Genomic DNA, 25433 nt, shown 5'->3' on the forward strand with positions numbered 1-25433 from the left:
ATCAGCGACCGCGCAGGAACAGTTTGTCCAGATCGTCCAGGCCCATCTGGGTCCAGGTCGGTCGGCCATGGTTGCATTGACCGCTGCGCTCGGTGTTTTCCATGTCGCGCAGCAGGCCGTTCATTTCCGGCAGGGCCAGGCGCCGGTTGGCGCGAATCGCGCCATGACAGGCCATGGTACCGAGCAGCTCGTTCAGGTGTGCCTGGATACGGTCGCTGGTGCCGTATTCCATCAGGTCGGCCAGCACGTCCTGCACCAGGCGATTGGCCTCGGCCTGCTTGAGCAACGCAGGGATCTGCCGGATCGCCAGGCTTTCCGGGCCCAGGCGCTGCAGTTCGAAGCCCAGGCGCTGGAACCACGCCGCGTGTTCTTCGGCGCAATCGGCCTCGCGCTGGCTCAGGGCCAGAGACTCGGGCACCAGCAGCGGCTGGCCGCTCAGGCCCTCGCTGGCCATGGCCACCTTGAGCCGCTCGTACATGATCCGCTCGTGGGCCGCATGCATGTCCACCAGCACCAGGCCCTGGGCGTTCTCGGCAAGAATATAGATGCCCTTGAGCTGCGCCAGCGCATAGCCCAGCGGCGGAATATCGCCCTGGCCCTGAGGCAGGTTGGCCGGCTCGCTGCCGGGCAGCGGGGCGAAAAATTCGCGATACACCCCCTGGGCCTCGGCCGCGGGCAATGCCTGGGCCGGACGCGGGGTGTACTGGTACTGGTAGCCGGCGCCCGAGCCACTGCCCGCGGCGCTGCCCGCCGTGTTCAGCATCGGCTGCGCCGGGGGCTGTTCGAGCAGATTGGCGGCCAGGCGCATCTCGCCCTGGGGGCCGAACTCGCCGGCCTGCAGGCCACTGGGGCGCTCCACCTCGGGGGCAGCGGCTGCACCCGGCTGGTGATCCTGCGGGCGCACATCGGCCAGCGCCCGGTGCAGGGTGCCGTACAGGAAGTCGTGCACCATGCGCCCGTCACGAAAGCGCACCTCGTGCTTGGTGGGGTGCACGTTCACGTCCACGCCGGTGGGGTCGACCTCCAGAAACAGCACGAAGGTCGGGTGCCGACCATTGAACAGCACGTCGCGGTAGGCCTGACGCACCGCGTGGGCGACCAGCTTGTCGCGCACGGCACGGCCGTTGACGAAGAAGTATTGCAGGTCGGCCTGGCTGCGCGAGAAGGTCGGCAGGCCGACCCAGCCCCACAGATGCAGGCCATTGCGCTCCACCTCGATCGGCAGCGCCTGCTCCAGAAAGCCCGGGCCGCAGATCGAGGCCACGCGCCGTGCGCGGGCCGTGTCGTCATGGGCTTCATGCAGGCTGAGGACGCTCTTGCCGTTGTGGCGCAAATGGAAGGCCACGTCGAAGCGCGCCAGCGCCAGGCGCCGGATGACTTCCTGCAGATGGTCGAATTCGGTTTTTTCGGTCTTGAGGAACTTGCGCCGGGCCGGGGTATTGAAGAACAGGTCGCGGACCTCGACCGAGGTACCCACCGGATGCGCTGCCGGCTGCACCCGCGGGGACATGTCGCGGCCTTCGGTTTCAACCTGCCAGGCCTGGTCGGCGTCGCGGGTGCGCGAGGTCAGGGTCAGGCGCGCGACCGAGCTGATCGACGCCAGTGCCTCGCCGCGAAAGCCCAGGCTCATTACCCGCTCGAGGTCTTCCAGGTCGCGGATCTTGCTGGTGGCGTGCCGCGCCAGGGACAACGGCAGGTCGTCGGCAGCGATACCGCTGCCATCATCGCGCACCCGCAGCAGCTTGACCCCGCCCTGCTCCACCTCGACGTCGATGCGCCGGGCGCCGGAGTCGAGGCTGTTTTCCAGCAGCTCCTTGATCACCGAGGCCGGGCGTTCGACCACCTCGCCTGCGGCGATCTGGTTGGCAAGCCGCGGGCTGAGCAGCTCGATGCGAGCGCCGCTGCTCATGGCTGGCCAGCCAGCGTGGTAGCCGGTACGTCGAGGTTCTGGCCAACCTTCAGCTCATCGGTTTTAAGGCCGTTGGTGCTGCGCAGGCTGGCCACGCTGACCTGGTAGCGCACGGCGATCATGGCCAGGGTCTCGCCCGGACGCACGGTGTGCTCGCGCGGGCCCTGGGCGATCTTGCCGCTGTCACGCAGGAAGGCGATGTAGGTGCCCGGCGGCGGGTTCTGCTGGAAGAACTGGCGCACGCCACTGTGGATCGAGCGCGCCAGGGCCTGCTGATGGCTGGCAGTGGCCAGCTTGGAGGCCTCGTTGGCGTTGGAGATGAACCCGGTTTCCACCAGGATCGACGGGATGTCCGGCGACTTGAGCACCATGAACCCGGCCTGTTCCACGCGGCGCTTGTGCAGCGGGGTGACCCGGCCGATATTGCCCAGCACCTTCTGCCCCACGTTGAGGCTGGAGCTGAGCGAGGCGGTCATCGACAGGTCGAGCAGCACGCCAGCAAGCATGCGGTCCTTGTCGTCGAGGCTGACGTTGCCGGCACCACCGATCAGGTCGGAGCGGTTTTCGCTGTCGGCCAGCCAGCGCGCCGTCTCGGACGTGGCGCCACGGTCGGACAGGGCGAACACCGAGGCACCGAAGGCCGCCTTGGACGGCGCGGCGTCGGCGTGGATCGAGATGAACAGGTCGGCGCCCTTCTTGCGCGCAATCTCGGTACGCTTGCGCAGTGGGATGAAGTAGTCGCCGGTACGCGTCAGCTCGGCGCGAAAGCCCTTCTCGCTGTTGATCTGGCGCTGCAGTTCCTTGGCGATGGCCAGCACGATGTCTTTCTCATGCTGGCCGCGCGAGCCGGACGCACCCGGGTCTTCGCCGCCGTGACCGGCGTCGATGGCGATCACGATGTCACGCTTGCCGCTTGGCACCGGGGTCAGCTTGATCGCCGGCTGCGTCGGGGTCACCGGCACGGCCGGCGTGGTGGCCACCGACGGGGTCGGGGTGGGTGGCGTGGCGTCGGATTCCTGATCGAACAGGTCGACCACCAGACGGTTGCCGTACTGGGCGTTGGGCGCCAGGGTGAAGCTCTTGGGTGTCACCGACTTTTTCAGGTCGATGACCACGCGAAGGTCGGTAGGGGTGCGCTGTGCCGAGCGCACGCTGGTGATCGGGGTATTGGAGGTGGACACGTTCAAAGGCGCACCCAGGGTTGCGCCATTGATGTCGATCACCAGGCGATCCGGGGCCGTCAGGGTGAACACACTGTGCTGCACCGGGCCGGACAGGTCGAACACCAGGCGTGTGTTGTCCGGCGCACGCCATAAACGGACACTCTTGACTTGCGTGATCGCGAAGGCATCGACGGTGACTGCCGCCAGCAGCAGTCCTACAACGCCAAACAGTGCGCGAAAGCGCATACCTATCCCCATTTTCTAATTGATTTCCAAGGCCAGAGCGGCACACCAGGCTTCACCGCGAGAGCCCTGCGGCAACAGGTTCAGCGAACGCCCGTCCGCCTGGGGGCTTATGGTAATGGTCAGGTCGGGCTTTGGCAAAATGCCCGCCCCCTTCTGGGGCCACTCGAACAGGCACAGGGCGTCGTCTTCGAAGTAGTCGCGAATGCCCATGAACTCCAGCTCCTCCGGATCGACCAGGCGATACAGGTCGAAATGGAAGGCACGAATGTCGCCAATCTCGTAGGGCTCAACCACGGTGAAGGTAGGACTTTTCACCGCGCCGGTGTGTCCCAGACCACGGATGATGCCCCGTGACAGGGTGGTCTTGCCGGCCCCCAGGTCACCCTCGAGAAAAATCACGCCGTGACCTTTGGTCACCTGGGCGATACGGGCGCCGAACGCACCCATGGCCGCTTCGTCGGCCATAAACAGGGTTACACCTGACACGCTGAATGCTCCTCCAGAACTTGACGAATGACCGGTATCAGGTCGCTGGCCGCCAGCCCGCGACCTTGTACGCCCAGGCGCTCGCCGGCACAGGCGTGCAGCCACACCCCCAGGCAGGCGGCGTCCCAGGCCGGCATGCCCTGGGCCAGCAGCGCACCCAGCACGCCGCTGAGCACATCGCCCAGGCCGGCACCGGCCATGGCCGGGTGACCGCGCTGGCACAGTGCCAACTGCCCGGCCGGGTCGGCCACCAGCGTGCCGGCGCCTTTAAGCACACACACCGCCGCGTACTTGCGCGCCAGCTTGAGCGCCGCCCAGGAGCGATCGGCCTGCACCGCTTCGGTGGAAATCCCCAGCAGGCGCGCCGCCTCCCCCGGATGCGGGGTAATGATGCTGCCCGCCGCCAGCGGCAAGGGTGCTTGCGCCAGCAGGTTCAGCGCATCGGCATCCCACACTTGGGCGTGCCTGGCCGGCACCACCGCCGAGAGCAGGCTGCGCCCCCAGGCGGCCTGCCCCAGTCCGGGTCCGACCACCAGTACGGTGGCGCGTTCAATCGGCGCCATCAACTGGTTGGCCGAATGCACGCCCAGGCTCATCACCTCGGGCAGGCGGGCCAGCGCGGCGGGCAGTTGCTCGCTGCGGGTGGCCAGTGACACCAGGCCGGCGCCGCAGCGCAGCGCCGCCTCGGCACTGAGCAGCACCGCCCCGCCCGTGCCACGGTCGCCACCGACCACCAGCACATGGCCGAAGTCGCCCTTGTGCGCGGCATTCGAGCGCGGCGCGAGGCTCGCCAGGGTGACGCTGGTGAGCACCAATGGCTGATTTGCAGGATGTTTGGTCTGAGGCATGCGTCGTTCGGCTCCGATGTCTGGCAGAATTATACGCACCTGAGTCATCGTTGCCCTATTTCGCATGTCTGCTTCCCCCCTCGATCTACCCGCCCTCGCCCAATCGATCAAGGATTGGGGCCGTGAACTGGGCTTTGCGCACGTCGGCATTGCCGGTGTGGAGCTGGGCGAACACGAAAAACACCTGGAACGCTGGCTGGCCGAGGGCTATCACGGCGAGATGGAGTACATGGGCGCCCATGGCAGCAAACGCTCGCACCCCGACGAGCTGGTGCCGGGCACCTTGCGCGTGGTGTCGCTGCGCATGGACTACCTGCCGGGCGACACGCAGATGGCGCAGATGCTCGCCCAGCCCGAAAAGGCCTACATCTCGCGCTATGCGCTGGGGCGCGACTACCACAAGCTGGTCCGCAAGCGCGTACAACACCTGGCCGAGCGCATTCAGAAAGACATCGGGCCGTTCGGCTTCCGCGCCTTCGTCGACAGCGCGCCGGTGCTGGAAAAGGCCATCGCCGAACAGGCCGGGCTGGGCTGGATCGGCAAGAACACCTTGTTGCTCAATCGCAAGGCGGGCAGCTACTTCTTCCTCAGCGAACTGTTCGTCGACCTGCCGCTACCGGTGGACGAGGCGCAAGCCACCGAGCATTGCGGGCGGTGCAGTGCATGCCTGGACATCTGCCCCACCCAGGCCTTCGTGGGGCCGTATGTGCTGGATGCGCGGCGCTGCATTTCGTACCTGACCATCGAACTGAAGAGTGCAATCCCCGAAGAGCTGCGGCCGCTGATCGGCAACCGGGTGTTCGGCTGTGACGATTGCCAGATCGTGTGCCCGTGGAACCGCTTTGCCCGGCCCACCGGCGAAGCGGATTTCAAGCCGCGGCACGGGCTGGACAATGCCGGGCTGGCGGAGCTGTTCATGTGGGATGAAGAGACGTTTCTGGCCAGCACCGAAGGCTCGCCGCTGCGCCGGGCGGGGTATGAGCGCTGGTTGCGCAACCTGGCGGTGGGGCTGGGCAATGCGCCCTCGACCATACCGGTGCTGGAGGCGCTCCAGGCGCGGCGGGAGTATCCGTCGGAGCTGGTGAGGGAGCATGTGGAGTGGGCGCTGCGTCAGCATCAGGCACGCCTCTAGGCAGGCGGTGCGGCCTTCGCCGGCAAGGCCGGCTCCTACACAGGCCGGTGCCGTCTGTAGGAGCCAGCCTTGCTGGCGAACAGGCCCTCAATGCTCGTCGTTGTACTGGAACTTGGGCATTTCCCAACGAAACCGTATCGCCAGCAGCCTGAGCAGCAACCCGCCAAACAGCGTCAGCAGAATCGCCTGCTCCCCCGGCACCTTGAAGTACACGCACCCCAGGTAGAACCACGCCGCCAGAAACGACACGCTGGCATACAGCTCACGCCGGAAGATCAGCGGAATGTCGTTGCAGAAGATATCCCGCAGGATGCCGCCAAACACGCCGGTGATCACCCCGCTGATCGACGCCACCAGCATGCCCTGGCCCATTTCCAGCGCCGTCATGCAGCCAATCAGGGTGAACGCCACCAGCCCCAGCGCATCGAGCACCAGAAACAGAGAACGCAGGTGGCGCATCAGCGGCGCGATGAAAATGGTGATCAAGGCCGCCACGCTGGTCAGCACCAGGTACTCCGGGTGCTTCACCCAGGTCAGCGGGTAGTGGCCCAGCAGCACGTCGCGCACCGAGCCTCCGCCCAGGGCCGTGACGCAGGCGATCAGCACCACGCCGAACCAGTCCATGCCGCGCCGCCCGGCCGACAGCGCCCCGGTCATGGCTTCGGCGGTAATGGCGATCAAATAGAGCATCAACAGCATGATGGCGCAGGTCCGTGCAAAGAGGCGCGCAGTCTACCCAGTTGCCCCAGGCACCAAAAGGGGGCGCGCCAACGATTGTTGGCGCGGTGCGGGTCAGAACTTGATGAAGTGCTCGCGGTAGTGGCGCAGCTCGGCGATGGATTCGCGAATATCGTCCAGCGCCAGGTGCGTGCCACCCTTCTTGAAGCTGTCGCGCACCTCGGGAGCCCAGCGTGCGGCCAGCTCCTTGAGGGTGGACACATCCAGGTTGCGGTAGTGGAAGAAATTCTCCAGCTCGCGCATGTGGCGGTACAGGAAGCGACGGTCCTGGCAGATGCTGTTGCCGCAGATCGGCGACTTGCCCTTGGGCACCCACTGCTCCAGGAAGCGAATCGTCTCGGCCTCGGCCTCGGCCATGCTCACCTTGCTCTCGCGCACGCGCTGGGTCAGGCCGGAGTTGCCGTGGGTACGGGTGTTCCACTCGTCCATGCGCGCCAGCACCTCGTCACTGTGGTGGATGGCGATCACCGGGCCTTCGGCCAGGGTGTTCAGGTCACTGTCGGTGACGATGGTGGCCATCTCGATGATGACGTCGCTGTCCGGATCCAGGCCGGTCATTTCCAGATCGATCCAGATCAGGTTCTGTGGGTTCTGCATGATTCTGCTCCTCGGTAGGCGCGCAGTTTAGCCTAGTGGAGCGTGCTAGACTCGACGCCGTTGCACCCTCACATGCTTTGCTTGACGAAACGAGACCTACATGGCCAAACGCCAGCTCAATCGCCGCCAGAACTGGCGCATCGAAAAAATCCAGGGTGAGCGCGCCGCCCGCGCTGCCAAACGCGAACAGCACACGCTGGACACCCTCGAAGGCGGCGACCTGGGGCCTGAACAACTGGGCCTGGTGATTGCACACTTCGGCGTGCAGGTAGAAGTCGAAGCACAGGACGGCGACGTGGCCGGCCAGGTGTTCCGTTGCCACCTGCGTGCCAACCTGCCGGCGCTGGTCACTGGTGACAAGGTGGTATGGCGCGCCGGCAACCAGGGTATCGGCGTGATCGTGGCGCAGATGCCGCGCAGCACCGAGCTGTGCCGCCCCGACAGCCGTGGCCAGCTCAAGCCGGTGGCGGCCAACGTCGACCTGATCGTGATCGTGTTCGCCCCGGCCCCCGAGCCGCATGCCAACCTGATCGACCGTTACCTGGTGGCCGCCGAGCATGCCGGTATCCGCCCGCTGCTGCTGCTGAACAAGGCCGACCTGATCGACGAGCAGAACGCCCCGGCGCTGAATGCGCTGCTGGCGGTGTACCGTCAGCTGGGTTACCCGCTGCTGGAAGTGTCGGCGCACCATGGCGACGGCATGCAGCAGTTGCAGACCTTGCTCGATGGGCACATCAGCGTGTTCGTCGGCCAGTCCGGTGTGGGCAAGTCGTCGCTGGTCAACAGCCTGCTGCCCGATGTCGACACCCGCGTGGGCGAGCTGTCGGAGTGGTCGGGCCAGGGCCAGCACACCACCACCACCGCGCGGCTGTATCACTTCCCGGGTGGCGGTGAGCTGATCGACTCGCCGGGCATTCGCGAGTTCGGCCTGGGGCACGTGAGCCGGGCGGACGTGGAGGCCGGCTTCATCGAGTTCAACGACCTGATCGGCACCTGCCGCTTCCGCGACTGCAAGCACGACCGCGAGCCGGGCTGTGCGCTGCTCAAGGCGCTGGAAGACGGGCGCGTGCAGCAGCAGCGCATGAACAGCTATCGCTCGATCATTGCCAGCCTGCCGCAGGACAGCTACTGACGGTCATGGCGCAGGCGTTTGTTCGATGAACATCGCGTGCGCCACATCCTCGACCAGGGCCTTGGACATGCCGCTCAGGTAATGTGCCGCCCAGACAAGCGTGCCATCCGGCTCGATGCCGGCTTGCAAGGTTAGCTTGTAGGCGCAACTGAGCAGCAGGGCCGATTGTTCCAGCGCGAAGTCGGCGTTGTGGCCGGCTTGCACGCGAAACAGGCGCTCGGCGGTGGGGCCGCCCTCGCCTTCGCCGAAAGTGCCGACGCCTAGTGTCTTGAAGACTGAGCTGTTTTCCATCTGTTATCTCCCGACGACTTTCTTAATTGGCTCTACGGGCGTCTTCGCCGGCAAGGCCGGCTCCTACAGGTACTGCGAGCCTTTGTAGGAGCCGGACTTGCCGGCGAACGAGCGCGCAGCGCTCGCGATCAGTGCACGAGAGGATGTCTTCGAGGGGCAGATTGGCGTATTGGGGTGGATCGGGGACGATTTTCAACATGACCAACTCCAGTATCAGTGGAGCTACCACGCTTTGCTGTCAAACAAATAGGTGGCAGCTGTACGCGGGTTGACAGACCGAGGATACCGGAACTCGGCGCACACGAAGTGCCCCACGCACAGCCGCCATAAAGCGATGCACATGTGGTCCGAAATCAGTAACGGCCTGTCAAAACCGGTCGTTGAACACCAACGACGCAACGCAGACTAGAGCGCTACCGTGACCACCGCAATGGCGGGAAAGCGGCAAAAGTATGATTGGGAAGGGGCCTACAGGGAATAGGGAAATTCCGAAGATTCGCCTTACGCGGACACCTGTAGGAGCCGGCCTTGCCGGCGAAGGCGTCAGTTGTCGCAACACATTTGTAGGCCTTTTCACCCAGGCATGTAGTCCACCTCCTGATTCAATCCCACGCCTTGCACCACGCGTCGTAATCATCAAAGGTATCCCGCACCAGATTTGCGCCCACCAGGGACCTCCGGATGCCAGTCTCACTCCTCTACTGCCGCAACGACCTGGCCGCCGCCATGGCCATCGGCGAGCACCTGCGCCTCGAGGGCCTGGCCACCTGCCTGGAGGCCATCGACCCCCAGGCCGACGATGCCTGCACCCTCACCACCCTCATCAGCCGCAGCCTGCACGGCTGCACCCACCTGATCGTGCTGGTGTCGGGCAACACCTGCGGCGCCTGGTGGGTGCCCTTCGCCCTGGGCGCCGCAGCGCTGGCCGACCGACGGGTCGCCACGTTCCAGCTGGGCGAGCCGGCCAGCCCCACCTACCTGGGCGAACTGCCGACCATGGCGCAAGCCACCGACCTGGACCTGTTCGTCAGCGCGTACCGCCTGGAACACACCCTTGGCCGTGCCCTCAACCTGCCCACGCAGGCCGCACCCGGCGACAATCGCTGCAATGCCCAGCACTTCCAGGCCGAGCTCAAGGCCAGCATCGGTCGCGGCTACTGAAATGCCGAACCCCACACAGCACAACGCCCGCACGGATCACTCCATGCGGGCGTTGTCGGCTGCCGGCTCACTGCGGCTTGTTGGGCTCGTCCATCTTCAACACGCCATCCTCGAAGATGTTCAGCTTCTCGCGCAGTTCACGCGGCTGCATCGGCTCGGGCTCGGGCGTCGGTGCCGCAGCGCCCGGCGCAGGTGCCGCGCCCGGCTGGGCTGCGTCCGGCGGCGTCGGCGAGGTCTGTTCGCCTTCGATGGTGCGCTGGGCCTTCTTGGTCAGCACGATGATGTCGATACGACGGTTCACCGGGTTGAGCGGGTTCTCGCGGTCGAACAGCGACGACGATGCATACCCCACCACCCGCGCCACCTGGGCATCCGGATAGCCACCGGCCACCAGCGCCCGACGCGCCGCGTTGGCACGGTTGGCCGACAGCTCCCAGTTACCGTAATCACCGGTGCCGGCGTAGGGCTTGGCATCGGTGTGGCCGCTGATGCTGATCTTGTTCGGCACCGCCTTGATGGTGTCGGCCATGGCCAGCAGGATGTCCTCGAAGTACGGCTGCAGGCGCGCACTGCCCAGGTCGAACATCGGCCGGTTCTCGGCGTCCATGATCTGGATGCGCAGGCCGTCCTGGGTGATCTCGAACAGGATCTGGTCCTTGAACTTCTGCAGTTGCGGGTTCTCTTCGACCTTGTTCTGCAGCTCCTGCAGCACCAGGTTCAAGCGGTCTTTCTCGACCTGCTCGGCCATGCTCTCGACCGCGTCCTTGTCCAGCTGGATGCTGGTGTCAGGCGTCGGCTCGGACTGCACTTCAGGGTTGATGGTCTTTTCCGGGGCCAGCTCCGGCGAGCCGCCCAGGTCGATGATGTACGGGGTGCCGCTCTCGGAGAACCCGATCGGGTCCTTGAAGTAGCCGGCAATCGCGATCTTCTGCTCGGGCGTGGCGGTGGACAGCAGCCACAGCACAAGGAAGAACGCCATCATCGCCGTGGCGAAGTCGGCGAACGCGATTTTCCAGGCGCCGCCGTGATGGCCGCCGCCGAAGCGCTTTACGCGCTTGATGATGATCGGCTGATTGTTTTCCATGGATCAGCGACCGCGAACTGCTTGTTCCAGCTCGGCAAAGCTTGGACGGTGCTTGGGGAACAGCACCTTGCGACCGAACTCCACCGCCAGCGATGGCGGCATGCCGGAGGCCGACGCCACCAGTGCGGCCTTGATCGCCTCGTACACGTTGACCTCTTCCTTGGCGTCGTGGGCCAGGGAGGTGGCCAGCGGGCCGAAGAAGCCGTAGGCCGCCAGAATACCGAAGAAGGTACCCACCAGCGCCGCACCCACGTGCAGGCCGATGGACTTCTGGTCGCCCTCGCCCAGCGAGGCCATGGTCACCACGATACCCAGTACCGCCGCCACGATACCGAAGCCGGGCATGCCGTCGGCGATGCCGGTCACGGCATGGGACGGGTGGTCGAGCTCTTCCTTCATGCTCAGCAGTTCCATGTCGAACAGGCCTTCGAGCTCGTGCGGGGCCATGTTGCCGGTGGACATGATGCGCAGGTAGTCGCAGATGTACGCGGTCATGCGCTCATCCTTGAGTACCGCCGGGTACTTGGCGAAGATCGGGCTGGCCGCGGCGTCTTCGATATCGCCCTCGATCGCCATCATGCCTTCGCGCCGGCTCTTGTTGAGGATCTCGTAGATCAGGCCCAGCACTTCTATATAGAAGGTGTGCGAGAAGCGCGAGCCGAACATGCTCAGCGACTTCTTGATCACGTGCATGGTCATGTAGCCGGGGTTGGCCTGCAGGAACGCACCAAAGGCGGCACCGCCGATGATCAGCACCTCGAAAGGCTGAATCAGGGCCGCGATCTTGCCGTGAGAAAGAACGTATCCGCCAAGCACGCTCGCGAATACGACAATGATGCCGATAATTTTAGCCATAGATTGGAAGCACTTACTGTCGTGGTCAGGGTCGGGGGCGGAAGTTCGTAAAACTCTTCTTCTACTTATCGGCAGTTCTGCGCCAGACTATAGCCAGTCAAGGCGAAAAGCCAGTTCGGCCACCTCCCAGCATGCCTAGTGAACTCACGTGCCAACTCAAATTCCAAAGACCCTAGACGCCTGGATCAAACTGCTCGACAGCGTGCAACTGCCGGTGCCGCTGGACAGTCACGAGCGGGTAAAAGCCGCCATCGGCGACAGCCGCCGCTCGCTGCGTGACATCGCCGATCTGATGCAGGACAGCCCCGCGCTGGTGCTCAGCGTGATGCGCGAAGCCAACCGGCATACCCACGCCAGCATGGCCGAGCCGGCCGAAAGCCTGGAAATCGCCCTCAACCGGCTTGGCCTCAAGCGCGCCGAAGAACTGCTGCTGCGCCTGCCCACCGCGCCGCCGACGCAGATCCCCAAGGCCCTGCGCCACCTGCAGATGATCAGCCTGCATGCCAGCCAGCAGGCCAGCGGCCTGTTCGCCAGCCAACTGGCGCGGCTGTGGCAGGAGATCCACTGGGGCAGCCTGCTGTTCCTCTCGCCGTTGTGGACCCTGGCCCTGGCGCACCCCAAGCTGATCGAGGAATGGGAAGTGCGCGTGGTGCACCGCGGCGAGCCGGCCCTGCGCGTGGAGCGCGAACTGTTCGGTGTACCCCTGCTGGCGCTGTGCCGCGCCCTGGCCGACTACTGGCGCCTGCCCAACTGGGTCACCCAGGGCTACCACGTGCTCAGCGAAGAACGCCGCCTGCTGGTCAAGGTCATGCACATCGCCCGCCTGCACGACAACCCGCTGCGCCAACAACAGCTGCTGGACGCCGACCCGGCCCTGCGCCGCTGGCTCAACCAGCCGGCCAATACCGTGCTGCTGGCCAACGGCCTGGCCCTGGCGGCGCAGCACGCCTGGGACTGCCCGCACAGCCAGCGCTGGCAACGCCTGACCAGCCTGTACCTGCAGGTGCCGCTGAGCGACGTGCAGCAACAGGTGCACCAGCAGGCCGCCAACAGTGCGCGCCTGCACGCCGACGGCGACCTCTACCACCCCGCCGAATCGCTGATCTGGCCGACCGGCTCGCACTACGTGCACCGCCGCCTGCGGCCTGCCGACGTGCCCTCGACCGAATCGCTGGGGGCCTGGCGCAAATACTGCGCCGACCTGCTGGTGGAGCCCAGTGCATTCACCAACGCCATGCACCTGACCACCTACGCCCGCGATGCCCTGGTGGCCTGCGGCATGCAGCGGGTGATGATGCTGATGGCCGACAAGGGCATGACCCACCTGCGCGTGCACCAGATCGCCGGGCTGCCCGCCGAGGCCGGCGGCCTGGTGGTGCCGCTCGCCCAGAGCAAGCTGCTGCAACGCCTGCTGACCCAGTCGGCACAACTGCGCCTGACCCCGGACAACTATGCCCAGTTCGGTGCCCTGCTGCCCGGCACCTTGCGCGTGCTGTTCCGTGGCCAGCACCTGCTGCTGCGCTCGCTGTCGAGCAACGGCAAGGTGGTGATGGTGGTGCTGGCCGACCAGGGCGGCGGCCCGTTCTCGGAGATCAGCGTGCAGGCGTTCGGCAAGACCGCCCAGTGCATCGAGCGCGCCCTCACCGCCTTCAGCAACCGCAGCACCTGACCCATGCGCTACAATCGCCCACTCTGTTCCGATCTGGAGACTCTGGATGACTGACTTTTCCGGCTTGCCCCTGGTGATTGAACCCGCCGACCTGCAAGCCCGCCTGGATGCGCCGGGGCTGATCCTGGTCGACCTGACCAGCACGAAACGCTATGGCAGCGGGCACATTCCCGGTGCGCGCTTCGTCGACCCCAAGCGCACCCAGCTGGGCCAGCCACCCGCGCCCGGGCTGCTGCCGAGCCAAGGCGACCTGGAAAAGCTGTTCGGCGAGCTGGGGCACAACCCGGACGCCGTGTATGTGGTGTATGACGACGAAGGCGGCGGCTGGGCCGGGCGCTTCATCTGGTTGCTGGATGTGATCGGCCATACCCGCTACCACTACCTCGACGGTGGCGCGCTGGGCTGGACCGGCGAGCTCTCGACCGATGTGCCCGCGCCCGCTGCCGGCAGCGTCAGCCTGACCCTGCACGAAGCCCCCACCGCCACCCGCGAATACCTGCAAAGCCGCCTGGGCGCTGCCGACCTGGCGGTCTGGGATGCGCGCAGCCCGCAGGAATACCGGGGCGAGAAAGTGCTGGCCGCCAAGGGCGGACACGTCCCGGGCGCGGTCAACTTCGAGTGGACGGCCGGCATGGACCAGAACGATCACCTGCGCATCCGCAAGGACATGCCCCAGATCCTCGAGCAGTTGGGCATCACCCGCGACAAGGAAGTGATCACCCACTGCCAGACCCACCACCGCTCCGGCTTCACCTATCTTGTGGCCAAACACCTGGGCTACCCACGGGTCAAGGCCTATGCCGGCTCATGGGGCGAATGGGGCAACCACCCCGACACGCCTGTAGAAGTTTAAGGAAATTCAATGAAATCCCGCTTGTTCATCATCAGCCAGTACCTGCTGCCCCACCACCTGCTGTCGCGCCTGGCCGGCTGCGTGGCCGAATGCCGCGTGAAATGGTTCAAGAATGCCTTCACCGCCTGGTTCGCCAAGCGCTACCAGGTCGACATGTCCCAGGCCCAGGTCGAAGACCTGACCGCCTACGAGCACTTCAACGCATTCTTCACCCGCGCGCTCAAGCCGGATGCACGCCCGCTGGACCAGACCCCGGGGGCGATCCTGTGCCCGGCCGACGGCGCTGTCAGCCAGCTGGGCCCGATCGAGCATGGCCGCATCTTCCAGGCCAAGGGCCACAGCTTCAGCGCCCTTGAGCTGCTGGGCGGCGACCCGGCCAATGCTGCGCCGTTCATGGGCGGCGAATTCGCCACCATCTACCTGTCGCCCAAGGACTACCACCGCGTGCACATGCCGCTGGCCGGTACCCTGCGCGAGATGATCTACGTGCCGGGCCGGCTGTTCTCGGTCAACCAGACCACCGCCGAAAACGTGCCGGAGCTGTTTGCGCGCAACGAGCGCGTGGTGTGCCTGTTCGATACCGAGCGCGGGCCGATGGCCGTGGTGCTGGTGGGCGCGATGATCGTGGCGTCGGTCGAGACGGTATGGGCCGGGCTGGTCACGCCGCCCAAGCGCGAGCTGAAGACCTTCCGCTACGACGAGGCAGCGCGTGCACCGATCCACCTGGAAAAAGGCGCCGAGCTGGGCCGCTTCAAGCTGGGTTCGACGGCTGTGGTGCTGTTCGGGCCAGAGCAGGTGAAGTGGGCCGAATCGCTGGGTGCGGGGTCGGTGGTGAACATGGGCGAATGCCTGGGGTTGCCGGCGCAGCACGCCTGACCCAACAAAAAGCCCGCAGCGATGCGGGCTTTTTTGTGCCAGGCTGTCGGGCCTCATCGCGGGTCAAGCCCGCTCCCACAGGGGCTGCACGGCCTTCTGAAGCGATGGCAAACCTGTGGGAGCGGGCTTGACCCGCGCAGCGGCCCCGCTTTCTCAGTCGCGACCGTCGCGATCCCTGAAGCCCAGCAGATACAGCACCCCATCCAGCCCCAGCGTCGAGATCGCCTGCTTGGCCGACTGCTTGACCAGCGGCTTGGCCCGGAACGCCACGCCCAGGCCGGCAATCGCCAACATCGGCAGGTCGTTCGCACCGTCGCCCACGGCAATCGTCTGCTCCATCTGCAAGCCTTCCTTGCGTGCCAGCTCGGTCAACAGGTCAGCCTTGCGCTGCGCGTCGACAATCGGCTCCACGGCCACGCCGGTCACCTTGCCGTCCACCACTTCCAGCTCGTTGGCGAACACATAGTCGATACCCAGCTTGGCCTGCAGCTGCTTGGCAAAGTAGGTGAAGCCACCCGACAGGATCGCGGTCTTGTAGCCCAGGCGCTTGAGCTCGGCGAACAGCACCTCGGCGCCCTCGGTCAGGCGCAGCGAAGCACCGATCTCGTCCAGCACGTTGACGTCCAGGCCCTTGAGCAGCGCCAGGCGCTCCTTGAAGCTGGCACGAAAATCCAGCTCGCCACGCATGGCACGCTCGGTGATTTCCGACACCTGCTCGCCCACGCCTGCCGCCTTGGCCAGCTCGTCGATGACCTCGGCCTCGATCAGGGTGGAGTCCATGTCGAACACCGCCAGGCGACGGTTGCGGCGGAACAGCGAGTCCTGCTGGAAGGCGATGTCGACGTTCAGCTCCTGCGCCACGCTGAGGAACTCGGCACGCAGGGCCTGCGGGTCGGCCGGCTCGCCACGCACGGAGAACTCGATGCAGCCCTTGCCCTGGTCGGCCGGGGTGTCCAACGCGATACGACCCGACAGACGGTCGATATGGTCGATGTTCAACCCGTACTGGGCGGTGATGGAGCTCACCCGCTGCAACTGCTCGGCAGTGACCTTGCGCGTCAGCAGGGTCACGATGTGGCGGGCCTTGCCCTGGCCGTCGACCCACTGCTGGTAGTCCTGCTCGGAAACCGGGGTGAAGCGCACCTGCTGGTCCAGCTTGTACCCGGTGAAGAGGATGTCCTTGAGCACGGCGCTGGCCTGCTCGGTGCTGGGGATTTCCACCAGGATGCCGAACGACAGCGTGTCGTGGATGACCGCCTGGCCGATGTCGAGGATGTTCACCCCGCCCTGGGCGAGCACGCCGGTAATGGCCGCGGTGAGACCCGGACGGTCCTCGCCGGTGATGTTAATCAGAACGATTTCGCGCAAAACGGGCTCCGACACAGTGACAAAACGCGCATTCTACCCACTTTCGCAGACCATCGGGCGCAGTCGATACTTTGCCGGCCCATGCCCTGTCGCTATACTGCGCAGCACCTTCTCCGACATAAAGAGCCGCGCTCTGTGAACCGGCCCACGCCAGTTAAAACCGACAATTTCTTCCTGCTGATCTTCCGTGCCCTGCGCCAGCGCCGTGTGCCGTTGGCCTTGCGGATCGCCTGCCACAACGTGTTTCTGGTAGCGCTGGCGCTGGTCATCTACGCCGGGGTCATGGGCCTGCAGTTCAAGCAGGCCATGCACGAGCAGGCCGACGCCCTGGGTCAGAGCCTGACCACGCAGACCGCCACGTCTGCCACCGAACTGCTGGTGTCCAACGACATCCTCAGCCTCAACGTGCTGCTCGGCAACCTGGTGAAGAACCCGCTGGTGGCCCATGCCGCCATCTACAGCGTCGACAACCGGATCCTCGCCGAAGCCGGCCAGCGCCCGAAAAACGGCCTGCTGGGCGAGGTCGAGGGCCTGTATCAGACCAAGATCACCTTCCAGGACGTGACGGCCGGGCAACTGCGCATCAGCCTGGACATGAGCCAGTTCCAGCAGCCGCTGACCATCAGCCTGCAGAGCATGGGCATTCTGGCGGCGATCCTGCTGGCCCTGGCCCTGGCCTTGAGCCTGCGCCTGGGGCGCTTCATTTCGACGCCGCTGCTGCAACTGCGGGTGTGGCTGCGCGACCTGGATGCCTACACCCCGGCCACCGACCGCCAGGACGAGATCGGCGACCTGGCGCGCCAGCTGCATTCGCGCTTTGCCCCGCCACCGCCGGAGCCTGAAGCAGAGCCCGAGGAAGAAGACGACTACGAGGAACACGAAGCGCAGCCGGCCTTCCAGGTGCGCAACCTGCGCGAGCCGGCGCTGGAGCCCAAGCCGGCGCTGCCCAGGCCAGTAGCGCATGATGAAGACGACGACGAGGCGTTTGCCGACCTGCGCGACGACAGCGATGCCGCGCCGCAGGCTGTAGTACCCACTGCGCCACGCGAGCCGCAGGCCAGTGCGGTGCTGGCGGTGCAACTGGGCTCCCAGGAGCAACTGCGCCGTCTGCCTCGGGCACGTCTGACCGAACTGCTGGACCGCTACCGCGACTGCCTCGACCAGGCCGCGTCGCTGTATGAAAGCGAAGTGCACACGCTCAACGATGGCAGCACGCTGCTGCTGTTCCACAGCTCGGAAAGCGGCGAGGACTACCTGACCAACGCCATCTGCTGTGGCGAACTGCTGCGTGCCCTGGGGCATGCGTTGCAGGTGGAAGTGGCCGACAGCGGGATTACCCTGCAATTGCAGCTGGGCCTGGCGCTGGGTGAAGACCTGCACGGCCTGAGCCAGATCGACCTGCTGCTGACCGACAAGGCCCAGGATGCCCTGGCGTTGTCGCAACACAGCCGCAACCTGCTGCTGGTGGAGCGCAAGGTCAGTGATGATGCGCTGATTCGCCAGCGTGCCCGCATCCGCCCGATTGCCAGCCCTGAAGGGGCGTGCTGTGTGGAGCGCCTGATGGAGCCGTATCCGTCTATGCTGGAGCGCCAGCTGGCACGGATGCACGAGCGCCAGATCAAGACCTGAGGCCCCGTAGGAGCCGGTTTCAACCGACCACAAAAAAGCCCGCATCGCTGCGGGCTTTTTTGTGGCCGGTTAAAACCGGAACACTTCCATCTCGGTACGAATCGGTGTCGCCATCGGAATCTTCGGTTTCTCCGGTTCCTTGCGCACCTGCTGTACCGGCGTGGCCTTCTTCGGCTGTTCCTGCACGATCGGCGGCTGATTGGCCAACGGCTTCAACGCCACGCTCAACTGCTCGGCCAGACGCTGCAGCAGTTGCCCCTGCGCCTGTACCTGCGCCGCCGAGCTGCCTTCATGGGGCTGCTCGAAATGCACGATGCGGTTGTCACGCACCTGGCCACGACGATCAAGCAAGCGCCACTGGGCATCGAGGATCGCCGGCTGGCCAACGCCCGAGTCCAGGCGCGTGATCGACAGCAGCACCTGCACATCCGGGTTGAACCCGGTACTGGCCGGTGCCAGCACCACACGCTGGCTGTCCAGGCGCCAGGCCAGCTGGCGCACCAGCAACTGGTCGATGTCGGCCGACAGGCTGCCCGCCCAGCGACCATCGGTCGCTGCCGTCAGGCTGCCGTCACGCTGGCGTTGCAGCAGGGTTTCGCGTTGCAGGTAGTCGGCCACCGAGACCGGCCCCAGCACCACGGCCATGCCGTTGCTCTGGCCAGGTTGCCCCGGCTCGCCACTGTCGAGCTGATACAGCGCTACCGGCTGGTGCATGCTGCACCCGGCCAAGCCCAGCACGCCACTGAGCAGTAGAACAAATGGAAGGCGCAGAAAAGTCATCATCCCATCCAGGCGGCCGCCACACGGCTTGCCGCAGTGATACTCATGAATACGTCGGGCACACAGCTACGCTGGCACCACAAGGGGCCTATCATCCGCGAAAGTTCCGTGCGACTCCAGTGTTTAAGCCGCAAACGGTCACTAAAATACCCGTTTGCGGCCACCAGGTCGCTTATTCGACGTTTTCCACCAGCAGCGCATCGACCCGCTGGAAGCCGCGCGGCAGCTTGTTGCCACGCCGCCCACGCTCGCCCTTGTAGTGCTCCAGATCATCGCCCTTGAGCGACAGGGTACGCTTGCCGGCCTGCAATACAAGGGTCGAACCTTCGGGAATCACTGCCAGGTCGGTGACAAATTCTTCACGACTGGCCACGCGATCGCCCGGAATGCCGATGATCTTGTTGCCTTTGCCCTTGCCCAGCTGTGGCAGGTCGCTGATCTTGAACACCAGCAGGCGCCCTTCGGTGGTCACCGCCGCCAGCCAGTCCTGCTCGCGGTTGCCCACCGGGCGCGGCAGGATCACCTTGGCGTTGTTCGGCAGGCTCAACAGGGCCTTGCCGGCCTTGTTCTTGGCCTGCAGGTCTTCGCCCTTGACCACGAAGCCGTAGCCGGCATCGGAGGCAATCACGTACAAGCCGTCATCCTCGGGCATCAGCACGCACTCGAACGAAGCACCGGGCGGCGGGGTCAGGCGACCGGTCAGCGGTTCACCCTGGCCCCGTGCCGACGGCAGCGTATGCGCCGGCACCGAGTAGCTGCGGCCGGTGGAGTCGATGAACACCGCATACTGGTTCGAGCGCCCCGCGGCTGCGGTCTTGAAGCCGTCGCCGGCCTTGTACGAGAGCCCGGTGGCATCGATGTCGTGGCCCTTGGCCGAACGTACCCAGCCCTTCTCGGACAGCACCACCGTGACCTTTTCGTTGGGCAGCAGGTCGTGCTCGGTCATCGCACGGGCTTCGGCGCGCTCGACGATCGGCGAGCGACGGTCGTCGCCATAGGTTTCGGCGTCCTGCAGCAGTTCGGTGCGCACCAGCTTCTTGAGCTTGGCTTCGCTGCCCAGCAGCGCCAGCAGCCTGGCCTGTTCCTTGAGCAGTTCGTCCTGCTCGTTGCGCAGCTTCATCTCTTCCAGACGGGCCAACTGGCGCAGGCGCGTGTCGAGAATGTAGTCGGCCTGGATCTCGCTCAATGCAAAGCGCTCGATCAACCTGGCCCGCGGGTGCTCCTCGGTACGGATGATGTGGATCACTTCATCCAGGTTGAGGTAGGCGATCAGCAAGCCGTCCAACAGGTGCAGGCGACGCTCCACCTTGTCCAGGCGGAATTGCAGGCGACGGCGCACGGTCTGCACGCGGAACTGCAGCCACTCGACCAGCAGCGTGCGCAGGTTCTTCAACTGCGGCTTGCCGTCCAGGCCGATGATGTTGATGTTGACCCGGTAGCTGGACTCAAGGTCGGTACTGGCGAACAGGTGCTGCATCAGCGCTTCGTGGTCGACGCGGCTGTGCACCGGGATGATCACGATGCGGCACGGGTTCTCGTGGTCCGATTCGTCACGCAGGTCGGCCACCTGCGGCGCCTTGGACGGCTTGGCCTGCATCATCGCGGCGATCTGTTCCAGCACCTTGGCGCCCGACACCTGGTGCGGCAGCGCGGTGACCACGATGTCGCCGTCCTCGATGTGGTACACGGCGCGCATGCGCACCGAGCCACGGCCGGTTTCGTAGATTTTCAGCAGGTCGGCGCGCGGGGTGATGATCTCTGCTTCGGTCGGGTAGTCCGGGCCCTGGATGTGCTCGCACAGCTGTTCGACCGTGGCCTTGGGCTCGTCGAGCAGGCGCACGCAGGCGGTGGCCACTTCGCGCAGGTTGTGCGGCGGCACGTCGGTGGCCATGCCCACGGCGATACCGGTGGTGCCATTGAGCAGGATGTTCGGCAAACGTGCCGGCAACACCAGGGGCTCGTCGAGGGTACCGTCGAAGTTCGGGCCCCAGTCCGCAGTGCCCTGCCCCAGCTCGCTGAGCAGCACCTCGGAATAGCGCGACAGGCGCGCTTCGGTGTAGCGCATGGCCGCGAAGGATTTGGGATCGTCCGGCGCACCCCAGTTGCCCTGGCCGTCGACCAGGGTGTAGCGATAGCTGAAGGGCTGCGCCATCAGCACCATGGCTTCATAGCAGGCCGAATCGCCATGCGGGTGGAACTTGCCGAGCACGTCACCGACGGTACGCGCCGATTTCTTGTGCTTGGAATCGGCGTCCAGGCCCAGTTCGCTCATGGCGTAGACGATGCGTCGCTGCACCGGCTTCAAACCGTCGCCGATATGCGGCAGCGCACGGTCCATGATCACGTACATGGAATAGTTGAGGTAGGCCTGTTCGGTGAAGTCAGCCAGTGACCGGCGCTCTACGCCATCGAGGCTGAGATCAAGGGAGTCGCTCATGCGGGCCTCATCATTTCAAGGTCTGGCGCAGCAGCAAGGTGCCGCCGCGCTGGGTAAATTCGAGTTGTTTCAGGGCACTCATGCCCAGCAGTACCTGCTCGCCGTCCAGCCCCGGCACCACCAGGGCGCGTACGTCGCGCAGCAGAATATCGCCCAGTTGCAGGCTGTCGAGGCGGGTACGATAGCCCTCGGTACGACCATTGGCGGTACTCAGGGTCACGGGCGCACCACGCTCTAGGCTGAACTGCCGGGCCAGGCTCTCGGGGATCGCCACGTCGGTGGCGCCAGTATCCAGCAGAAAATGCACGGCCTGGCCGTTGATCAGACCGTCGGCCACAAAATGCCCCTGGCCATTGCCCAGCAGCCGCACCTCGACATAGCCATCGCCGTGCTGCGAGCTGATCTGGCTGTTGGGGTTGGCCTGGCGCTGCTCCCAGTCGCCGAAAAAGCGCGTGGCCAGGAACAGGCCGGCCGCCCACGCCAGCACCAGCATCACCCGGCCGGCACGCTTGCCCGGTGCCTGGCTCACGGTTTGGCGCTCCAGCCGCCCTGGGGCGCTGCAAAGCGCCACACGATCGGGCGGTTTTCACCATCGGCGCGGCGACCGCCGTTGTTGTCCAGGCCTATCCAGGCACCCTTGGCATCGATCACCAGGGCCTCGGCCAGGCCGAACGGCTGCGAATACTGCCGCGATTCGATCAGGGCATCGGCAGCGAACGACCAGCAGCGCTCCACGCTTCCAGTGTCGGCATCACGCCGGCAGATACGGTAGGCGTTGCGCTCCAGGGTGAACAGCTTGCCTTCGAACAGCGCCAGGTCGGCAAAATCCCGGGGCCGCTCGCGGGCATTGGGCATCTGCGCAGGCTGCATCTCGGTGCCGGCCTCGCTGAGCAGCACGCAGCCATCACCGCAGTGCCAGGTGGTCTGCTGGCGATTGATCGAAATCAGCCCGCGGCGCTCGCGCTCGGCGGCCAGCCACAGGCGATCGCCGGCCGGGTTCACGGCGATGCCTTCGAACAATGCATTGAAGTGCAGCAGCATGCCGCTGGCGCGCGCCTGGCGGACCATGCTCGGGTCGATCTTCAGCCAGCTGGGGTCGCCTGCGACCGGTACCTTGAGCACCGCCACATGGGTTTCGCTGACCAGGTAGTGATTGCCTGCGGCATCGCAACTGATGCCTTCGAAATCCAGCTCGCCGCCGCGCACGTAGGACATTGCCCAGTTGCTCGAGCGCAGGCCCCAGGGCAGGCCGCTGTCCGGCACCGGCGGCACCTCCAGGCGAATACCTTCGGCCTGCCACACCGTCTGGGTGGTGTCCAGGCGGTACAGCAGGTCGTCGTCGCGGTCCGAGACGGTCCAGAGCTCGCCGTTGCACAGGGCCAGCCCCGACAGGTTGCCGCCACGCATGCCCTCTACCGGATGCTCGCTCTGCATCGCCAGCTCCGGCCAGGTTTCGGCCAGCGCCGGCACGCCCAGCAGTGACAACAGCGCTGCCAGGCACCGAGCGATCAAGCCAGTACCTCGGCCAGGTTGCCTTTGGACTCCAGCCAGCTCTTGCGGTCGCCCGCACGTTTCTTGGCCAGCAGCATGTCCATGATCTCGCGGGTGCCTTCGAGGTCTTCCAGGGTCAACTGCACCAGGCGCCGGGTGTTCGGGTCCATGGTGGTTTCACGCAGCTGCGGCGGGTTCATCTCGCCCAGGCCCTTGAATCGGGTGACCTGCGGCTTGCCGCGCTTCTTCTCGGCCACCAGGCGGTCGAGGATGCCGTCGCGCTCGGCCTCGTCCAGGGCGTAGTAGATCTCCTTGCCCAGGTCGATGCGGTACAGCGGCGGCATCGCCACGTACACGTGGCCGGCCTCCACCAGCGGACGGAAGTGCTGCACGAACAGGGCGCAGAGCAAGGTGGCGATGTGCAGGCCGTCGGAGTCGGCGTCGGCCAGGATGCAGATCTTGCCGTAGCGCAGCTGGCTCATGTCGGTGGCACCGGGGTCGACGCCGATGGCCACCGCGATGTTGTGCACTTCCTGACTGGCCAGCACTTCACCGCCGTCGACTTCCCAGGTGTTGAGGATCTTGCCGCGCAGCGGCAGGATGGCCTGGAACTCCTTGTCGCGCGCCTGCTTGGCCGAACCACCGGCCGAGTCACCCTCGACCAGGAACAGCTCGGCGCGCATCGGGTCCTGCCCGGCGCAGTCGGCCAGCTTGCCCGGCAGTGCCGGGCCCTGGGTCACGCGCTTGCGCTCGACCTTCTTGCTCGCCTTGAGCCGGCGCCCGGCGTTGTTGATCGCCAGTTCCGCCAGTTGCATGCCCACTTCGGGGTGGGCATTGAGCCACAGGCTGAAGGCATCCTTGACCACGCCGGAAACGAATGCGGCGGCCTCGCGGGACGACAGGCGCTCCTTGGTCTGGCCGGAGAACTGCGGCTCCTGCATCTTCATCGAGAGCACGAAGCTGATGCGCTCCCACACGTCCTCGGGGGCCAGCTTGACCCCGCGCGGCAGCAGGTTGCGGAACTCGCAGAACTCGCGCATGGCATCGAGCAGGCCCTGGCGCAGGCCGTTGACGTGGGTGCCGCCCTGGGCGGTGGGGATCAGGTTGACGTAGCTTTCCTGCACGCTGTCGCCGCCTTCGGGCAGCCACAGCAAGGCCCAGTCCACGGCCTCCTTGTTGCCCGCCAGGCTGCCGCAGAACGGCGCATCGGGCAGGCGCAGGAACTCGCTTACCGAGTCTTCGAGGTACGAGCGCAGGCCGTCCTCGTAATGCCACTCGACCTTCTCGCCGGTGCCTTTGTCCTCGAAGCTGACCAGCAGCCCCGGGCACAGTACGGCCTTGGCCTTGAGCACATGCTTGAGGCGGCTGATGGAAAACTTGGGCGAGTCGAAATACTTGGGATCGGGCGCGAAGTACACGCTGGTACCGGTGTTGCGCTTGCCGACGGTACCGATCACTTCGAGCTCGGTGGCCTTGAAGCCGTCGGCGAAGGTCATCTGGTACTCGTTGCCGTCGCGCTTGACCCGTACCCGTACCTGGTTGGACAGGGCGTTGACCACCGAGATGCCCACCCCGTGCAGGCCGCCGGAGAACTGGTAGTTCTTGTTGGAAAACTTGCCGCCGGCGTGCAGCTTGGTGAGGATCAGCTCGACGCCCGACACGCCCTCTTCGGGGTGGATGTCCACGGGCATGCCGCGACCGTCGTCGGACACTTCCAGCGAATGGTCTGCATGCAGGATGACCTGCACGGTGCGGGCGTGGCCGGCCAGCGCTTCGTCGACGCTGTTGTCGATGACTTCCTGGGCCAGGTGATTGGGCCGGCTGGTGTCGGTGTACATGCCCGGGCGCTTGCGCACCGGGTCAAGGCCGGAGAGGACTTCGATGGCGTCTGCGTTATAGGCGCTAGCGCTGGGATTGGCCATGGGTTCTCGTCGTCAGTCGTAGGTGAAAATAATCAGTCAAAGTACAGAAAAATCGAACGCCTGGTACACCTGCGGTGCAATGCCGGCAAAGCTCAGCATGGCCGGCAGGTGCTGCGCGAAGCCCTGGAAGCTGTGGTCGCCACCGGCCTCGATGCGTAGCGCACAGGCCCGATAGAAGGCCTGGGCACGGCGGTAGTCCAGGGTTTCATCGCCCGTCTGCAGCCATACCTGAAAGCGCTCGGGGTCGCTCGGTGCGGGCACTTCCAGCTCGGCCAGGGCCTGCACGTGGTCCAGTGTCAGCTCCCAGGTTTCCCCGGTGTAGAAATTCTGCTGCGGGCCCAGGTAGCCGTCGAACAGCTGGTGCGGATTGACGGCCGGGTTGATCAGCAGGGCCTTGAGCCCGTGGCGCTGGGCCAGGTGGGTGGCATAGTAGCCCCCGAGCGAGCTGCCGACCAGCAATGGCGAACCCAGCTCGGCGATGGCACGTTCAAGCTGCGCCACGGCCTGGCGCGGATGGTTGTCCAGCAGGGGCACGCGCAGCTGCCCGGCCAGCCCCAGCTGCTGCATCACACTGCTCAGCTGGCTGGCCTTGGTCGAACTGGGCGCACTGTTGAACCCGTGGATATAAAGAATCGAACCCGACATGATCGCCCCCGATGCCCATGCAACGCCCGTCGCAACGAGCACAAAAGACGCGCAGTTTAGCCTGTTCGAGAAGCCTTGAGCGGCAACTTTCAAACATCAGGTTACAACCGGGCGGTGATAT

The 25433-nt window shown here is 65.5% G+C and carries 23 protein-coding genes; 7 read left to right on the forward strand and 16 right to left on the reverse strand.

All coding sequences use genetic code 11. From position 1 onward, the window contains the following. Window position 1: 1 nt before the first annotated feature. Genes mutL through V9K84_RS19525 form a run of 4 tightly spaced genes read right to left on the reverse strand, consistent with a single transcriptional unit; the run spans window position 2 to window position 4652 of the window. On the reverse strand, window positions 2–1909 hold the full coding sequence (gene mutL / locus V9K84_RS19510; RefSeq protein WP_043863537.1) for a DNA mismatch repair endonuclease MutL: 1908 nt from the start codon (window positions 1907–1909) through the stop codon (window positions 2–4). Further along, the gene (locus V9K84_RS19515; RefSeq protein WP_196932996.1) at window positions 1906–3330 is read right to left on the reverse strand and encodes an N-acetylmuramoyl-L-alanine amidase; all 1425 of its coding nucleotides are present in this window, start codon (window positions 3328–3330) and stop codon (window positions 1906–1908) included. Before V9K84_RS19515 ends, mutL begins: the two co-directional genes overlap by 4 nt. A 3-nt stretch (window positions 3331–3333) precedes the next feature. After that, window positions 3334–3804, reverse strand: coding sequence for a tRNA (adenosine(37)-N6)-threonylcarbamoyltransferase complex ATPase subunit type 1 TsaE (gene tsaE, locus V9K84_RS19520; protein ID WP_088514716.1), 471 nt, complete (start codon window positions 3802–3804; stop codon window positions 3334–3336). Beyond that, window positions 3792–4652, reverse strand: a complete 861-nt coding sequence (locus V9K84_RS19525; protein ID WP_058541594.1) for an NAD(P)H-hydrate dehydratase — start codon at window positions 4650–4652, stop codon at window positions 3792–3794. The genes tsaE and V9K84_RS19525 overlap by 13 nt, the downstream gene beginning before the upstream one ends. 64 nt (window positions 4653–4716) lie before the next feature. Here V9K84_RS19525 and queG point away from each other — a divergent pair, with 64 nt between their 5' ends. Further along, complete coding sequence (gene queG, locus V9K84_RS19530) at window positions 4717–5784, forward strand: tRNA epoxyqueuosine(34) reductase QueG (protein WP_043863541.1); 1068 nt, start codon at window positions 4717–4719, stop codon at window positions 5782–5784. 87 nt (window positions 5785–5871) lie between these two features. Here queG and V9K84_RS19535 read toward each other — a convergent pair whose 3' ends face one another. Beyond that, window positions 5872–6486 carry a trimeric intracellular cation channel family protein gene (locus V9K84_RS19535; protein ID WP_173925102.1) on the reverse strand — a complete coding sequence of 205 codons (615 nt, stop codon included), beginning with the start codon at window positions 6484–6486 and terminating at the stop codon, window positions 5872–5874. A gap of 90 nt (window positions 6487–6576) precedes the next feature. Next, complete coding sequence (gene orn / locus V9K84_RS19540) at window positions 6577–7119, reverse strand: oligoribonuclease (protein ID WP_043863543.1); 543 nt, start codon at window positions 7117–7119, stop codon at window positions 6577–6579. A 100-nt stretch (window positions 7120–7219) separates the two neighbouring features. Between orn and rsgA the strand changes: the two genes are divergently transcribed. Next, a complete protein-coding gene (gene rsgA / locus V9K84_RS19545; RefSeq protein WP_043863544.1) occupies window positions 7220–8251 on the forward strand; it encodes a small ribosomal subunit biogenesis GTPase RsgA in 1032 nt (343 codons plus the stop codon). 3 nt (window positions 8252–8254) lie between these two features. On the opposite strand, the gene V9K84_RS19550 is transcribed toward rsgA, so the two are convergent. Then, window positions 8255–8542 (reverse strand): DUF3077 domain-containing protein, encoded by a 288-nt coding sequence (locus V9K84_RS19550; RefSeq protein WP_043863545.1) that lies wholly within the window; start codon window positions 8540–8542, stop codon window positions 8255–8257. 681 nt (window positions 8543–9223) lie between these two features. Between V9K84_RS19550 and V9K84_RS19555 the strand changes: the two genes are divergently transcribed. Next, the gene (locus V9K84_RS19555; RefSeq protein WP_043863546.1) at window positions 9224–9703 is read left to right on the forward strand and encodes a toll/interleukin-1 receptor domain-containing protein; all 480 of its coding nucleotides are present in this window, start codon (window positions 9224–9226) and stop codon (window positions 9701–9703) included. A gap of 67 nt (window positions 9704–9770) precedes the next feature. Here the strand turns inward: V9K84_RS19555 and motB are convergent, their stop codons facing one another. Continuing rightward, on the reverse strand, window positions 9771–10787 hold the full coding sequence (gene motB / locus V9K84_RS19560) for a flagellar motor protein MotB (protein WP_043863547.1): 1017 nt from the start codon (window positions 10785–10787) through the stop codon (window positions 9771–9773). Between the two features lie 3 nt (window positions 10788–10790). Continuing rightward, window positions 10791–11642 (reverse strand): flagellar motor stator protein MotA, encoded by an 852-nt coding sequence (gene motA / locus V9K84_RS19565; protein ID WP_043863548.1) that lies wholly within the window; start codon window positions 11640–11642, stop codon window positions 10791–10793. Between the two features lie 148 nt (window positions 11643–11790). Here motA and V9K84_RS19570 point away from each other — a divergent pair, with 148 nt between their 5' ends. The 3 genes from V9K84_RS19570 to asd are packed head-to-tail and all read left to right on the forward strand — an operon-like array spanning window position 11791 to window position 15040. Further along, window positions 11791–13311, forward strand: a complete 1521-nt coding sequence (locus V9K84_RS19570) for an HDOD domain-containing protein (RefSeq protein ID WP_088514715.1) — start codon at window positions 11791–11793, stop codon at window positions 13309–13311. 46 nt (window positions 13312–13357) lie between these two features. Beyond that, window positions 13358–14164, forward strand: coding sequence for a rhodanese-like domain-containing protein (locus tag V9K84_RS19575; RefSeq protein ID WP_043863550.1), 807 nt, complete (start codon window positions 13358–13360; stop codon window positions 14162–14164). A 9-nt stretch (window positions 14165–14173) separates the two neighbouring features. Then, on the forward strand, window positions 14174–15040 hold the full coding sequence (gene asd, locus V9K84_RS19580) for an archaetidylserine decarboxylase (RefSeq protein WP_043863551.1): 867 nt from the start codon (window positions 14174–14176) through the stop codon (window positions 15038–15040). A 153-nt stretch (window positions 15041–15193) separates the two neighbouring features. On the opposite strand, the gene serB is transcribed toward asd, so the two are convergent. Next, window positions 15194–16408 (reverse strand): phosphoserine phosphatase SerB, encoded by a 1215-nt coding sequence (gene serB / locus V9K84_RS19585; RefSeq protein ID WP_043863552.1) that lies wholly within the window; start codon window positions 16406–16408, stop codon window positions 15194–15196. Window positions 16409–16543: 135 nt separating this feature from the next. On the opposite strand from serB, the gene V9K84_RS19590 reads away from it, so the two are divergent. Continuing rightward, entirely contained in the window at window positions 16544–18037 is a 1494-nt protein-coding gene (locus V9K84_RS19590) for a HAMP domain-containing protein (RefSeq protein WP_058541603.1), read from the forward strand. 69 nt (window positions 18038–18106) lie between these two features. Here V9K84_RS19590 and V9K84_RS19595 read toward each other — a convergent pair whose 3' ends face one another. The 6 genes from V9K84_RS19595 to V9K84_RS19620 all read right to left on the reverse strand — a co-directional run bounded on the left by V9K84_RS19595 (window position 18107) and on the right by V9K84_RS19620 (window position 25312). Continuing rightward, window positions 18107–18817 (reverse strand): PqiC family protein, encoded by a 711-nt coding sequence (locus V9K84_RS19595; protein WP_043863554.1) that lies wholly within the window; start codon window positions 18815–18817, stop codon window positions 18107–18109. Window positions 18818–18989: 172 nt separating this feature from the next. Then, window positions 18990–21254 (reverse strand): DNA topoisomerase IV subunit A, encoded by a 2265-nt coding sequence (gene parC / locus V9K84_RS19600; protein ID WP_043863555.1) that lies wholly within the window; start codon window positions 21252–21254, stop codon window positions 18990–18992. A 10-nt stretch (window positions 21255–21264) separates the two neighbouring features. Next, window positions 21265–21783: a TIGR02281 family clan AA aspartic protease gene (locus V9K84_RS19605; protein ID WP_078479871.1), complete on the reverse strand. Its 519-nt coding sequence runs from the start codon at window positions 21781–21783 to the stop codon at window positions 21265–21267. Further along, the gene (locus tag V9K84_RS19610; protein WP_058541604.1) at window positions 21780–22766 is read right to left on the reverse strand and encodes an esterase-like activity of phytase family protein; all 987 of its coding nucleotides are present in this window, start codon (window positions 22764–22766) and stop codon (window positions 21780–21782) included. Before V9K84_RS19610 ends, V9K84_RS19605 begins: the two co-directional genes overlap by 4 nt. Beyond that, on the reverse strand, window positions 22763–24667 hold the full coding sequence (gene parE, locus V9K84_RS19615) for a DNA topoisomerase IV subunit B (protein ID WP_043863558.1): 1905 nt from the start codon (window positions 24665–24667) through the stop codon (window positions 22763–22765). Before parE ends, V9K84_RS19610 begins: the two co-directional genes overlap by 4 nt. Window positions 24668–24703: 36 nt before the next feature. Further along, the gene (locus tag V9K84_RS19620; RefSeq protein WP_043863559.1) at window positions 24704–25312 is read right to left on the reverse strand and encodes a YqiA/YcfP family alpha/beta fold hydrolase; all 609 of its coding nucleotides are present in this window, start codon (window positions 25310–25312) and stop codon (window positions 24704–24706) included. Window positions 25313–25433: the final 121 nt, after the last annotated feature.

Source organism: Pseudomonas sp. AE27, from assembly GCF_037113495.1.
Classification (GTDB): Bacteria; Pseudomonadota; Gammaproteobacteria; order Pseudomonadales; family Pseudomonadaceae; genus Aquipseudomonas; species Aquipseudomonas palmensis.

Coding starts and splice junctions, on each gene's coding strand:
- V9K84_RS19555 (WP_043863546.1), top strand. CDS start 9,224: ATGCCAGTCTCACTCCTCTACTGCCGCAACGACCTGGCCGCCGCCATG.
- orn (WP_043863543.1), bottom strand. CDS start 7,119: ATGCAGAACCCACAGAACCTGATCTGGATCGATCTGGAAATGACCGGC.
- V9K84_RS19620 (WP_043863559.1), bottom strand. CDS start 25,312: ATGTCGGGTTCGATTCTTTATATCCACGGGTTCAACAGTGCGCCCAGT.
- motB (WP_043863547.1), bottom strand. CDS start 10,787: ATGGAAAACAATCAGCCGATCATCATCAAGCGCGTAAAGCGCTTCGGC.
- V9K84_RS19550 (WP_043863545.1), bottom strand. CDS start 8,542: ATGGAAAACAGCTCAGTCTTCAAGACACTAGGCGTCGGCACTTTCGGC.
- queG (WP_043863541.1), top strand. CDS start 4,717: ATGTCTGCTTCCCCCCTCGATCTACCCGCCCTCGCCCAATCGATCAAG.
- parE (WP_043863558.1), bottom strand. CDS start 24,667: ATGGCCAATCCCAGCGCTAGCGCCTATAACGCAGACGCCATCGAAGTC.
- V9K84_RS19595 (WP_043863554.1), bottom strand. CDS start 18,817: ATGACTTTTCTGCGCCTTCCATTTGTTCTACTGCTCAGTGGCGTGCTG.
- V9K84_RS19525 (WP_058541594.1), bottom strand. CDS start 4,652: ATGCCTCAGACCAAACATCCTGCAAATCAGCCATTGGTGCTCACCAGC.
- parC (WP_043863555.1), bottom strand. CDS start 21,254: ATGAGCGACTCCCTTGATCTCAGCCTCGATGGCGTAGAGCGCCGGTCA.
- V9K84_RS19575 (WP_043863550.1), top strand. CDS start 13,358: ATGACTGACTTTTCCGGCTTGCCCCTGGTGATTGAACCCGCCGACCTG.
- rsgA (WP_043863544.1), top strand. CDS start 7,220: ATGGCCAAACGCCAGCTCAATCGCCGCCAGAACTGGCGCATCGAAAAA.
- asd (WP_043863551.1), top strand. CDS start 14,174: ATGAAATCCCGCTTGTTCATCATCAGCCAGTACCTGCTGCCCCACCAC.
- motA (WP_043863548.1), bottom strand. CDS start 11,642: ATGGCTAAAATTATCGGCATCATTGTCGTATTCGCGAGCGTGCTTGGC.
- V9K84_RS19515 (WP_196932996.1), bottom strand. CDS start 3,330: ATGGGGATAGGTATGCGCTTTCGCGCACTGTTTGGCGTTGTAGGACTG.
- mutL (WP_043863537.1), bottom strand. CDS start 1,909: ATGAGCAGCGGCGCTCGCATCGAGCTGCTCAGCCCGCGGCTTGCCAAC.